The organism is Thermaerobacillus caldiproteolyticus (assembly GCF_015326725.1).
Lineage (GTDB): Bacteria > Bacillota > Bacilli > Bacillales > Anoxybacillaceae > Thermaerobacillus > Thermaerobacillus caldiproteolyticus.
This window is the reverse complement of the sequence record NZ_CP064060.1, coordinates 716,859-729,473: the sequence shown is the minus strand read 5'-3', so window position 1 is coordinate 729,473 and position 12,615 is coordinate 716,859. Positions and strand designations below refer to the sequence as shown.

The following is a 12,615-nucleotide window of genomic DNA, read 5'->3' as shown; positions in this document are numbered from 1 at the left end:
TGTTTCGCCCCCTTTACTTCAGTAATTTTTGAATTTCATATAATTTATTCAGCGCTTGAAGTGGTGTCATATCAAGCAAATTCAAAGATTGGATCGATTTGATAACCTCTTTTTCTTTTTTCGAGAGAGACGGCTCTTTCGGGCTTGTCTCTTCGACAAACATGCTTAACTGCTCAAACTGCTCGTTCTTCTTTGTCGTCATATCAGTTGACATCTCGGATGTTTCGCGATGTTCCAATTCCGCCAAAATCTCTTTTGCACGCACGATAAGGTCGTGCGGCAACTCTGCCAATTCAGCGACATGAATACCGTAGCTTTGATCGGCTGGACCGTCTTCAATTTTATGGAGAAATACGACTTTTCCGTGTTCTTCTACGGCGCTGACATGAACGTTTTTTAGCTTATGCAACGATTGCTCAAGTACCGTCAGCTCATGATAATGGGTGCTAAATAATGTTTTGGCACCAATGTTATTATGAATGTATTCAATGATCGCCTGTGCCAAAGCCATACCATCGTATGTTGACGTACCTCGACCAATTTCATCAAATAAAATGAGACTGTTTTGCGTCGCATGAACAATCGCATTGCGTGCTTCCAACATTTCGACCATAAATGTACTTTGACCGGAAATTAAGTCATCAGCTGCACCAATTCGTGTAAACACTTGGTCAAAAATAGGCAGCACCGCTTCTCTTGCCGGAACGAAGCAGCCGATTTGCGCCATGATTGCCGTCAAAGCAATTTGCCGCATATACGTACTTTTTCCCGACATATTCGGCCCTGTAATTAATAACATTTCCCGCTCTTTGTTCATATAACAATCGTTCGGAACGTATACTTGAGAGCCAAGCACTTTTTCAACAACCGGATGGCGGCCGTCTTGAATGAACAGTTCACGGTTGTCAGAAAAGCATGGTTTAACATAATGACGCTCTTCACTTACGGTCGCAAAACATTGCAATACGTCGAGCTGGCTAATCGTTTTCGCTAATGTCTGCAAGCGCGGAATGAATTGCTTCACTTGCTCGCGAATATCAACAAAAAGCTCGTATTCCAGTTCCATGCTTTTTTCTTCCGCTTCTAAAATGAGCGCTTCTTTTTCTTTTAATTCTTGGGTAATAAACCGCTCAGCGTTCGCAAGTGTCTGCTTTCGCTCATAGCGCCCTTTCGGCAATAAATGAAGGTTCGCTTTCGTCACTTCAATATAGTAGCCAAACACGCGGTTATAACCGATTTTTAGTGATTTAATCCCCGTCAATTCCCGCTCTTTGCTCTCTAACTGAGCAATCCATGATTTTCCGTTACGGCTTGCGTCCCGAAAACGATCGAGCGTTTCATTGTAGCCGTCTTTAATGATGTTTCCTTCTTTGACAGATAGCGGCGGATTATCTTGAATCGCTCGTTCAAGAAGATCGACAAGCTCGGTGCACGGGTCAAGTTGTGACGCTAGCTCTTGCGCATCTTCATTGTTCAGATTGGCGACAATGTCTTTTAAAGCTGGTATTTGTTGAAGTGATTTTTTCAATTGAATGAAGTCGCGCGCATTGACGTTTCCATATGCGACACGTCCCGCTAATCGTTCTACGTCATATACTTCGCGAAGAAGCGTACGCAATTCTTGACGTTCAAAATATTGATTCATCAGCGTTTCAACCATGTTTAAACGCCGCTCGATCTGTCTTCGGTCTAACAGCGGACGGTCCAACCACTGCTTTAATAGACGTCCTCCCATCGCTGTGACCGTCTCATCTAAGAGCCATAATAGAGAACCTTTTCTTCCTTTCGCCCGAATCGTCTCTGTTAATTCTAGATTTCGCTTTGAATATAAATCGATTTTCATATATTGATCGACTTGATACACTTGAACGGGCTGCATGTGGTCAAGGCTTCGCTTTTGCGTTCTGATTAAATAGTTCACTAATCGCGCGAAGGTAATTTTCAATTTCTCTTGTTCCAAAGCGCAGGCAATCGGTTGAAACGCTTCAGGAAGGGTAACCTCTTCCTCATAGGAGAGCGTCACATCATAGCGTTCCTTCATGTTTTGACGCCATTTTTCCGGAAGTTGCGAAGAGATGACCACCTCTTTTGTGCCGATTGCATACATTTCATTCATCACATCTTCGAACGAAGATAGAAGGGTAATTCGATTTTCTCCTGTGGATAAATCTGTGTAAGCAAACCCATATGTACCATCTTCAAATGCTGTTAACGTGGCCAAATAGTTGTTCTCCTTATCAAGAAGCCGCTTTCCTTCCATAACAGTGCCCGGTGTGATAAGCTGAACGACTTCGCGACGAACGACGCCTTTAGCGGTTTTCGGATCTTCGACTTGCTCGCAAATTGCGACTTTGTATCCTTTTGCAATAAGCTGCTCAATATATCCTTGCGCCGAATGGTATGGAACACCGCACATCGGAATGCGTTCTTCTGCCCCGCCATCACGGCTAGTCAACGTAATTTCTAACTCTTGCGCCGCTTTGATGGCGTCATCAAAAAACATTTCATAAAAATCTCCTAGACGAAAAAATAAAAAGGCATCTTGATATTGTGCCTTAATGTCCAAATATTGCTGAATCATCGGCGTATACGTTGCCATGTTTCTCCTCCAACCCTAACAATCTCACTTTTTTTATTATAACAAGGGATAAAAGAAAAAACTAGGAAGAAACGCTTCCTAGTTTTATTCTTCATCACCAAGAAGTAAATCTGGACTTAAATCTTCCAACTCTTCATCATCGACATCATAATCAAAGTCATCTTCTTCACCGCGTCCATCTGGGTGAATGGCTACCCACACTTTCGTTTCACCAATCACTTCAGCGATAAATTCTCTTTCGACTTGTACGACAATTTTGTTGCCATTTGGAGAAATCGTGCATTCTAAGCAATTTGGCTGTTGGATGACACGCACAACAATATCGGTGTCATCGCTAATGATGTCCTCATCATCGCGATATTTGAGTTTGACGACATCCGTATACGAGACCGTTTCTGTAACGACCTCTGTTTTTGTATTATTTTGGTATGAATACCATACGTTAATGTCGTAATGCCCGTAAATTTCGACGGTTCTGTCGCTTTTTTTTGCGTCATAGCGATGATTAATAATCCAGCAGCCTAAAATGCTTGACGGACGATTTGGAGCGGTAATGGTGTGAGTCGATTGTGTGAATTTGCGCCCTTTTCCAACAACCGCTTTTGAAATAATCTCTCTGTATTCAGACATACGAGCAAACCCTCCTCAAATGAATCTTCACTTCATCCTATGCATGACTTCGCCTAATGTGCACATAAGTTTATAAATCATTCCGTATAGTTCATTGTATGCGGGGTTGCTCCATTATGTGCCTATTTTTTCAACGTCAAGCGGCTTCGCTTTTATCTGAATAAAAAAGACGCTTTGCCTAACGACGATGGGCAAAGAGGTTTGGTTGTTGGACCGCAAACTGCTTAAATCATCTCTTGGCAAGTTATGCTTTGCATAAGGTTTGGTTTGTATGGATGTATAGTCAAAAAAACAAAACTGGTTGAGAGGGGAAGTTAGACAATGTTCTTTTAATAAAAAAAGACGCCCCTATTAAAGGAGGCGCCTTTATCGTTAACTTAGTGGCAGCCGCAGTCGTGGTTTCGCATTTGTGCACCAGTTTCTCCACGCAACAAATCGCCGCCTGTGGACGTAATGATTTCATCGGTGACCGTCTTTGAAATGGTAGAAGCGACTAGTTGAAGAAGATCATTCACTTCTAGCTGAGATTGTTTAAATTCATCGACGATCGGAATTTGTGAAAGCTCTTCGTAAATCTCGTCAATTTCGGCTTCTACTTTTTTCAAAGCTTCATGTTTGCCATAGTGTTGAAGATTAACGGCTTGCTTTTGTAATGATTTAATTTGCTGAATCATGGTACGCACTTTTTCGTTTTGATTAATTTTTTCTTCCGCCCGCTTAAAAAAATCGACTTCTTCCGTTTCGGCAATCATTTTCGCCAGTTCTTTTGCGCGTGCTAAAATGTCATCTCTCGTATATTTGGCCATTTTATTTCACCTCAATCGCTTCTTCTACCATTTCCCCGTTTAATGTCCATGTTTTCGCTTCAGTAATGCGCACTTTGACAAGTTTGCCGATCGCTGATTTCGGACCAGTGAAGTTGACAAGCTTGTTTTTGCGTGTATAGCCAGCAAGCACATCTGGATTGTTTTTGCTTTCGCCTTCTACTAATACTTCGACAACTTTACCTTCATATTCCTTCAATTTCTTCGCAGAAATTTCATTAACAAGCGCATTTAAGCGTTGCAAACGCTCTTTTTTCACTTCCATCGGCACATTGTCCACCATTTTTGCAGCTGGCGTTCCTTCGCGCGGTGAGTAAATGAACGTATAAGCAGAGTCAAACTCCACTTCGCGGTATAGAGATAACGTTTCTTCAAATTGCTCATCGGTTTCGTTCGGGAAGCCAACGATAATGTCGGTTGTTAGCGCGACATCTGGAATTGCCGCTTTAATTTTGCGAACAAGCTCTAAATATTGCTCACGCGTATATTTGCGAGCCATGAGCTTTAAAATTTCAGTGCTTCCCGATTGAACTGGCAAATGGATATGTTCAACGAGATTGCCGCCTTTCGCTAACACTTCGATTAAGCGGTCGTCAAAGTCGCGCGGATGGCTTGTTGTAAAACGAATGCGGGCAATATCAATTTTGCGAAGCTCATCCATCAAATCGCCAAGGCCATATTTCATATCGGTAAAGTCTTTGCCGTATGCGTTCACGTTTTGGCCAAGAAGCGTAATTTCTTTATAGCCTTGCGCCGCTAAATGACGCACTTCTTGAATGATGTCTTCTGGACGACGGCTGCGCTCTTTTCCTCGCGTATACGGAACAATACAGTACGTACAGAACTTGTCACAGCCGTACATGATGTTGACCCATGCTTTAATGTTGCCTTTGCGTACTTTCGGAAGGTTTTCGATGACATCTCCTTCTTTTGACCATACTTCGACAACCATTTCCTTAGACATGTATGCTTCTTTTAAAATGTAAGGCAAGCGATGAATATTGTGCGTACCAAAAATCATGTCGACATATTGGAACTGTTTTAAAATTTTGTTGACGACTGATTCTTCTTGAGACATACAGCCGCAAACGCCAAGTAACAGATCCGGATTTTTTTGTTTCAATGGCTTTAAATGACCGATTTCTCCGAATACTTTGTTTTCCGCATTTTCACGAATCGCACAGGTATTTAACAGAATAACGTTCGCATCTTCTGGCTGGTCAGTTGGCTCATAGCCTAACGCCATAAAAATACCAGCCATGACTTCTGTATCATGCTCGTTCATTTGACAGCCATATGTGCGAATATAAAACTTACGGCCGATTCCCATTCCCCTGAACTCTTCTGGAATGGTGAAATCCTTATGATACTTGACTTCTTCTTTCCCACGTTTTTTTGCTTCTTTTAAGCTTGGTGGGATAAAGACCGTTGAAAAATATTTTTCATAGTCTTTGCTTGTTTTTTGTTTTAAACGGTTTAAATTTTCTCCTGCATCCAAAGCGGATTTTTTGTCCGTTGGATGATCAGCTGTTTGAATGTGTCCTGTTTGTTCTAAACGTTGTTTTTCGTTCATAACAATCTCCTTTCTATAAAAAAACGAATGTCTCGTTTCATATACACATTATCATAGTATATAATTTGTGACAATTTTAAACAATACTTTTCTTGTTCGAATTCATTTCGAACAGTTCATCATAACAAAATCACTCCCAATCAGGCAATACCTGATTGGGAGTGAATGATTTCCATTACATAAATTCAGAGATTAATTCATCAAATTTCTCTTTGCTTAATTGAAGATCGGCATGGGCAAGCGGAGTTTCACTATAACCATGAATTAAGTCTTGGTACGATTTTTGTTCTTTATTTTGATAAATGAGCCCTGTTACTAAGCCTTTATGTTTCATTAACGTTTGCATTGCTATGTCGCGATCAGATGGATCGTACCCTTCAATCGTGCTTAAGTTGACTAAGTTTTCTTTGAACCAATCATAAGTGTTCACTTTATTGTAAGTGACACATGGGCTAAATACGTTAATGAGAGAGAATCCTTTATGTTTAATACCTTCTTCAATTAAATGTGTCAATTCTTTTAAGTCGCTCGAGAAGCTTTGGGCAACAAATGTCGCACCAGCGCTAAGCGCCATTTCCATAATGGAAAGAGCTGGTTCAACAGAGCCCTGCGGCGTACTTTTTGTTTTAAATCCAACATCGCTTCGCGGTGATGTTTGTCCTTTGGTTAAACCGTAAATTTGGTTATCCATAACAATATATGTGATGTCGATGTTGCGACGAATCGCATGAATCGTATGCCCCATTCCAATCGCAAATCCGTCACCGTCACCGCCGGCGGCAATGACCGTTAAATCACGGTTTGCCATTTTGACACCTTGAGCAATCGGTAGCGCGCGCCCATGAATGCCGTGGAATCCGTAAGAATGAATGTAACCGGAAATACGACCAGAACAACCGATACCAGAAATAACAGCTAATTGATGTGGCTCTAAACCAACGTTTGCCGCGGCGCGTTGAATCGCTGCTTGAACGGAGAAATCGCCACAGCCTGGACACCAGTTCGGTTTCACATTGTTACGGAAATCTTTAAATGTCGCCATTATTGAAACAACTCCTTGCATTTTGTATGAACTTCGTGCGGTAAGAATGGGTTGCCGTCGTATTTTAATACGCTATAAATTTTATCAGCATGTCCCACATTCATTTTTAAGAGGTTCGCAAGCTGTCCCGTTGCGTTATGTTCCACGACGACGACTTTTTTCGCCGATTGTACTAATGGTGATACTTCCTCTGTCGGGAACGGATGAATGAGACGAATATGCGCATGGTTCACTTTTAAGCCGTCTAATTCTAGACGACCGATAGCCTCTTCAATGGCTCCGCGCGTAGAGTTAAAACCAATAATGAGCAAGTCCGCTTCCTCATGTTTCACGTTTTTATGGACTGGCGTATTGAAGCGAACATGTTTTAGTTTACGTAAACGTTTATCCATTTGTGTTTTTCGGTTTGCTGCTACTTCAGACGGTTTTCCTGTTTCATCATGCTCAACGCCCGTTACGTGGTGAATGCCGTTTGGCATACCAGGCAGCACGCGCGGTGAAATGCCGTCTTCTGTCACTTCGTATCGTTTGAAGTATCCTTTATTTTCAAGCTGTGGAAGTTCTCCTTTTACTAATTTACCGCGACGAATTTCAATTTTGTCATACTCCAGCGGCTCTACCGTTTGTTTACCAAGCGAAAGTTGCAAATCCGATAGAACAATAACTGGGCATTGATATTCTTCAGCAAGGTTGAACGCTTCTACCATATCGTAAAATGCTTCTTGCACCGTGCTTGGCGCCATGACGATTTTCGGAATTTCTCCGTGCGTTCCATAGATTATCGCCATTAAATCCGATTGTTCTTGTTTCGTTGGTAATCCTGTACTTGGGCCGCCACGCTGCGTATCCACAATCACGACTGGCGTTTCCGTAATCCCCGCAAGACCGATCGCTTCCATCATTAAGGAAAGACCCGGTCCCGCTGATGCAGTTAATGTACGTACGCCCGCATAGTTAGCACCAATCGCCATCGTACAGGCAGCAATTTCGTCCTCAGTTTGGATAACCGCACCGCCTAATGCAGGAAGCTTTTTAATTAAGTACTCCATAATTTCGGATGCTGGAGTAATCGGATATGCAGCCATAAAGCGGGCACCGCCAGCAAGAGCGCCTAACGCAATCGCATCGTTACCAATCATGTACATGCGCTTTTTTCCGTCTGCTTTTTCTAATTTCATCGTTTGGATGCTATCGCCAAGTTGCTCTTTCATAAATTGAGCGCCTGCTCGAATCGCTTCCATGTTTTTCTCAACAACTTGTTGCCCTTTGCGACCGAAAATTTCCTCCACCACTTCTTGATAAACGCCAATATCAAGATCAAGTACGGCACTTGATGCACCGACCGCCACCATGTTTTTCATCAACGATGTCCCTAAATTCGTTGCAATATCTGTAAATGGAACCGCATACAATGTCACGTTCGATCCTTCCGGAATGGTCGGGTTAAACTTCGAGTCTGCAATGACAATACCTCCATCGCGAAGCTCGTGAAAGTTAAAATCGATGGACTCTTGGTCAAATGCTACTAATATATCAAGATCGTCGGCAATCGAACGAACTTGTGTTGTGCTAACACGAATTTTATTGTTCGTATGGCCGCCTTTAATACGAGAAGAGAAATGCCGATAGCCATACAGGTAATAACCCAGGCGGTTTAATGCAATGGAGAAGATTTCACCGGTACTTTCAATACCTTCCCCTTGTTGTCCTCCAACTTTCCACGAAAGTTGACTAATCATTTCTTACACCCCTTTAAATTGCGTCAATGATAGCATGTGTTCTACGATTATAAGTGTAGCACTTTTCCGATAAAATCACTAGAATTTCAACTTGTGATTTTTTAAAAAATTTCATCATATGGGAATATACTAAACATATAGGAATATACTAAACGATTTCATTCTAGACCCATCAAAAAGAAAATGCAACCCTTTACGAAAAAATTATTCTTTCCTACTCTACCGCGGCAAGTGTTCATAGAAATTCCGAAAAAGAAAACGTTCCACTTCCGTCTCAGAATAATGTTTTTGCAGCTCATTCACTAAATTCTCATAACAGCGGACATTTTCAAGTCCGGCTACCGTTTCTTCAATTCCGTCAAAATCGGAGCCAAAACCGACATGATATTCCCCTCCAAGAGAACAAACATGCTCTAAATGGCGAAGCACATCCGAAATCGTTGCTTTTTCTTTTTCTTTCTTTACAAAGTATGGGACGAACGTGATTCCAATCATACCATTTTTATGAATCAACGCACGAATTTGTTCATCGCGTAAATTGCGGGGATGCGGGCATAACGCATATGTATTTGAATGAGATGCAATAGGAAATCGCGCCATTTCGAGAACGTCCCAAAACGCTTTTTCCGATAAATGTGACACATCGACCCAGCAGTTCGCTTCGTTCAGCTGTGTTACTACTTGCTTGCCAAATCGAGTCAAACCGGCACCTCGCTGTTCCCATGCTCCATCGGCTACAGAATTCGCCCAATTCCATGTAAGACCGACCGATGAAACCCCCAGACGAAGCAATGTTTTTAGTTTAGCAAGGTTTGTCCCAATCGCCTCGCATCCTTCAAGCGTTAACATCGCGCCAATCTCGTTGTCTGCTAATGCCTTAATCTCTCGTTTCGACTGAACAAATTTCATATTTGGAAAACGATTGATAATCTGTTCAAAAAAAATGTCAATCATTTCTAAAGCGGCTGTAAAACGGGCTTCCTCGGGGACATTTTCCGGTATGTAAATCGCAAAACATTGCACTTTGGTTTTCGCTTCGACAAGCGACTGAAATGTGACATGGAGACTTTTTCCATCTTGAAACGATAGGGTTCGATCCATCCATAGCTTCATTAATGCATCGCAATGAGCGTCAAAAATCATAATGATCCCCCTCAAAATGAATAAAATAACCTGCTTGCTGTACGGAAACTGCAAACAGGTTACATGCATATCATGTCACTAAATTAGCGAGGTTCGACGATTAATTTAATCGCTGTACGCTCTTCACCATCAATGATAATATCCGTAAATGCAGGAATACAAATAAGGTCAACTCCACTTGGTGCCACAAACCCTCGTGCGATAGCTACTGCCTTAACGGCTTGGTTTAATGCACCTGCGCCAATGGCTTGAATTTCGGCAGCTCCTCGTTCACGCAACACACCAGCAAGTGCACCAGCTACAGAGTTAGGATTAGACTTTGCTGAAACTTTTAATATTTCCATTTCTAGTTCCTCCTTAATTCCCCTAATGGTTCATTCATGATAAAGTTTGTTCCATTGTTACTATATTCACTGTTTTCGGGGAGTATTCCTGCTATAATAAAAAATATTTTAAAAAATTCTCAAAAAGTAGATTATTCAAAATAAGGGTGATCATCGTTAATGATAATGCGCTCGATCGCGTTGGCTCGTCCCGTTTTTGGATCAATATCAATCATGACCGCATTCAGTTGTGTTCTTCCCTCGGTCACCTCAAATCGGACGGGAAGGGCTGTCAAAAATTTTCTTAGCACCGCTTCTCGATCAACACCTAAAATTCCATCGTATGGTCCCGTCATGCCAACATCGGTAATATAAGCAGTTCCTTTTGGTAAAATGCGAGCATCAGCTGTTTGCACGTGCGTATGCGTACCAACAACCGCGGAAACTCGTCCATCTAAATACCATCCCATCGCTTGTTTTTCGCTCGTGGCTTCCGCATGAAAATCGACAAAAATGATCGGCGTTCTCTCGGATGCTTCAGCAATCAGTTCATCGGCTTTTTGAAACGGACAATCAATCGCCGGCAAAAATGTCCTTCCTTGTAAATTGATAATAGCTACTTCAAATTGATCAATTTGTACGTATACAATTCCCCTCCCCGGCGCACCAGACGGAAAGTTGGCAGGCCGAACTAGAGCTTTTGCATTGTCAATAAATTCGAATATGTCGCGATTATCCCATGCATGATTACCAAGCGTCACCGCATGCGCTCCCTGCTCGAGAAAACCGCGATATATTTTCCCTGTAATTCCTTTTCCTCCTGCGGAATTCTCACCGTTGATAATAATGACATTAGGCTTATGCTTGTCCTTTAATTTTGGCAGATATTGTTCTACCATTTTTCGTCCCGGTGAACCGACGACATCGCCAATAAACAATAGTTTCATCGTATAACCCTTTCTAAATGTAAAATTCCACTAATTCAAGTTTGGCATAAAACGATAAAAAAATAAAGTGGCAATACCGCCACTTTATTTTGCATATTCAACCGCTCTCGTCTCACGAATTACCGTAATTTTAATATGTCCCGGGTAATCAAGCTCTTCCTCAATTCGCTTGCGAATATCGCGCGCTAATCGATGCGCTTCGAGATCATCAATCGCATCTGGTTTTACCATGATGCGCACTTCTCGCCCCGCTTGAATCGCATAAGATTTTTCCACACCTTCATATGATTCCGCAATTTCTTCAAGTTTTTCAAGGCGGCGAATATAGTTTTCTAACGTTTCGCTGCGCGCTCCCGGTCTCGCTGCAGAAAGAGCGTCTGCCGCTGCCACTAATACGGCAATCACAGAAGTCGGTTCGGTATCCCCATGGTGAGAGGCAATACTATTAATGACAACCGGATGCTCTTTATACTTCGTCGCGAGCTCTACTCCGATTTCCACATGGCTTCCTTCGACTTCATGGTCGATTGCCTTTCCGATGTCATGAAGCAAGCCAGCACGTCTTGCTAACATTTCATCTTCACCTAATTCTGCAGCCATAAGCCCTGCTAAAAAGGCGACTTCCATTGAATGTTTAAGCACGTTTTGACCGTAGCTTGTCCGGAATTTCAACCGACCTAAAATTTTGATTAAGTCTGGATGTAAACCGTGAACACCAACTTCAAACGTCGTCTGCTCTCCAACTTCGCGAATATGTTCGTCGACTTCGCGTCTTGCTTTTTCAACCATCTCTTCAATTCGTGCCGGATGAATGCGTCCATCTTGAACAAGTTTATCTAACGCAAGTCTAGCAGTTTCGCGGCGAATTGGGTCAAATCCAGATAAAATGACTGCTTCCGGTGTATCGTCAATAATTAAATCGATACCGGTCAATGTTTCGAGCGTGCGAATGTTTCGTCCTTCACGACCGATGATGCGTCCTTTCATTTCATCATTCGGTAAGTTGACGACAGACACGGTTGTTTCAGCGACATGGTCAGCCGCACAGCGCTGAATCGCAAGCGACAGAATTTCTTTCGCCTTTTTATCAGCTTCTTCTTTCGCACGTGTTTCTGCTTCTTTAATCATAACAGCAATTTCATGCGATAGCTCTTTTTCAACACGCTCTAAAATAATTTGTCGAGCCTCTTCGCGTGTTAAGCTAGAAATACGCTCCAGTTCCGCTTGCTCTTTTTGAACGAGTTCTTCCACTTTGCTTTCCATCTCTTCAATATGCTGTTGTCTTTTGTTAAGAGAATCCTCTTTCTTCTCTAAAAGCGCCTCACGTTTATTAAGCGCTTCGTCTTTTCGGTCGAGATTCTCCTCTTTTTGCAATAAACGGTTTTCCTGTTTTTGTAGCTCACTTCTTCGGTCACGAATTTCTCGTTCTGCCTCTGTACGAAGCTTATGAATTTCATCCTTTGCTTCAAGAAGCGCCTCTTTTCTTAGCGCATCAGCTTCACGTTTTGCTTCTTCAAGAATTTGGTTCGCAGCCATTTGTGCGCCACCAATTTTCGCTTCCGCAATGGATTTACGAACAAAAAAGCCAACAACTGCACCGACGACTAGGGCAAGCAAAGCGGAGATGACTATGACTGTAATGACATCCATCCATTTCACCTCCTCTTGCTATGAACTTGTTTGTTGCTAAATGAATGTCGGCATGTACATTGTTACAAACGTTTCAATATACAGCACAAAGGCTCTTCACAGTTTCGATGAATCTCTACACAACCGAAGCCAGCAAGTCTTGGTG

10 protein-coding genes are annotated in these 12,615 nt (G+C 42.3%); all 10 read right to left on the bottom strand.

The window, feature by feature from the left end; all coding sequences use genetic code 11:
• Positions 1-13: 13 nt before the first annotated feature.
• Entirely contained in the window at positions 14-2,599 is a 2,586-nt protein-coding gene (gene mutS / locus ISX45_RS03800; protein ID WP_194519997.1) for a DNA mismatch repair protein MutS, read from the bottom strand.
• Between the two features lie 84 nt (positions 2,600-2,683).
• Complete coding sequence (locus tag ISX45_RS03795; protein ID WP_181557264.1) at positions 2,684-3,229, bottom strand: outer spore coat protein CotE; 546 nt, start codon at positions 3,227-3,229, stop codon at positions 2,684-2,686.
• 377 nt (positions 3,230-3,606) lie between these two features.
• Entirely contained in the window at positions 3,607-4,035 is a 429-nt protein-coding gene (locus ISX45_RS03790; protein WP_181557263.1) for a YlbF/YmcA family competence regulator, read from the bottom strand.
• Between the two features lies 1 nt (position 4,036).
• Complete coding sequence (gene miaB / locus ISX45_RS03785; protein WP_181557262.1) at positions 4,037-5,626, bottom strand: tRNA (N6-isopentenyl adenosine(37)-C2)-methylthiotransferase MiaB; 1,590 nt, start codon at positions 5,624-5,626, stop codon at positions 4,037-4,039.
• 175 nt (positions 5,627-5,801) lie between these two features.
• Positions 5,802-6,668: a 2-oxoacid:ferredoxin oxidoreductase subunit beta gene (locus ISX45_RS03780; RefSeq protein WP_181557261.1), complete on the bottom strand. Its 867-nt coding sequence runs from the start codon at positions 6,666-6,668 to the stop codon at positions 5,802-5,804.
• Complete coding sequence (locus ISX45_RS03775; protein ID WP_181557260.1) at positions 6,668-8,407, bottom strand: 2-oxoacid:acceptor oxidoreductase subunit alpha; 1,740 nt, start codon at positions 8,405-8,407, stop codon at positions 6,668-6,670. Before ISX45_RS03775 ends, ISX45_RS03780 begins: the two co-directional genes overlap by 1 nt.
• A 219-nt stretch (positions 8,408-8,626) precedes the next feature.
• Positions 8,627-9,550 (bottom strand): dipeptidase, encoded by a 924-nt coding sequence (locus tag ISX45_RS03770; protein WP_194519996.1) that lies wholly within the window; start codon positions 9,548-9,550, stop codon positions 8,627-8,629.
• Between the two features lie 83 nt (positions 9,551-9,633).
• On the bottom strand, positions 9,634-9,894 hold the full coding sequence (spoVS, locus tag ISX45_RS03765) for a stage V sporulation protein SpoVS (RefSeq protein WP_027408762.1): 261 nt from the start codon (positions 9,892-9,894) through the stop codon (positions 9,634-9,636).
• A 131-nt stretch (positions 9,895-10,025) separates the two neighbouring features.
• A complete protein-coding gene (locus ISX45_RS03760; RefSeq protein ID WP_181557258.1) occupies positions 10,026-10,820 on the bottom strand; it encodes a TIGR00282 family metallophosphoesterase in 795 nt (264 codons plus the stop codon).
• Between the two features lie 84 nt (positions 10,821-10,904).
• Positions 10,905-12,470 carry a ribonuclease Y gene (rny, locus tag ISX45_RS03755; protein ID WP_181557257.1) on the bottom strand — a complete coding sequence of 522 codons (1,566 nt, stop codon included), beginning with the start codon at positions 12,468-12,470 and terminating at the stop codon, positions 10,905-10,907.
• Positions 12,471-12,615: the final 145 nt, after the last annotated feature.

Coding starts and splice junctions, on each gene's coding strand:
- rny (WP_181557257.1), bottom strand. CDS start 12,470: ATGGATGTCATTACAGTCATAGTCATCTCCGCTTTGCTTGCCCTAGTC.
- spoVS (WP_027408762.1), bottom strand. CDS start 9,894: ATGGAAATATTAAAAGTTTCAGCAAAGTCTAATCCTAACTCTGTAGCT.
- mutS (WP_194519997.1), bottom strand. CDS start 2,599: ATGGCAACGTATACGCCGATGATTCAGCAATATTTGGACATTAAGGCA.
- ISX45_RS03780 (WP_181557261.1), bottom strand. CDS start 6,668: ATGGCGACATTTAAAGATTTCCGTAACAATGTGAAACCGAACTGGTGT.
- ISX45_RS03770 (WP_194519996.1), bottom strand. CDS start 9,550: ATGATTTTTGACGCTCATTGCGATGCATTAATGAAGCTATGGATGGAT.
- ISX45_RS03775 (WP_181557260.1), bottom strand. CDS start 8,407: ATGATTAGTCAACTTTCGTGGAAAGTTGGAGGACAACAAGGGGAAGGT.
- ISX45_RS03795 (WP_181557264.1), bottom strand. CDS start 3,229: ATGTCTGAATACAGAGAGATTATTTCAAAAGCGGTTGTTGGAAAAGGG.
- ISX45_RS03790 (WP_181557263.1), bottom strand. CDS start 4,035: ATGGCCAAATATACGAGAGATGACATTTTAGCACGCGCAAAAGAACTG.
- ISX45_RS03760 (WP_181557258.1), bottom strand. CDS start 10,820: ATGAAACTATTGTTTATTGGCGATGTCGTCGGTTCACCGGGACGAAAA.
- miaB (WP_181557262.1), bottom strand. CDS start 5,626: ATGAACGAAAAACAACGTTTAGAACAAACAGGACACATTCAAACAGCT.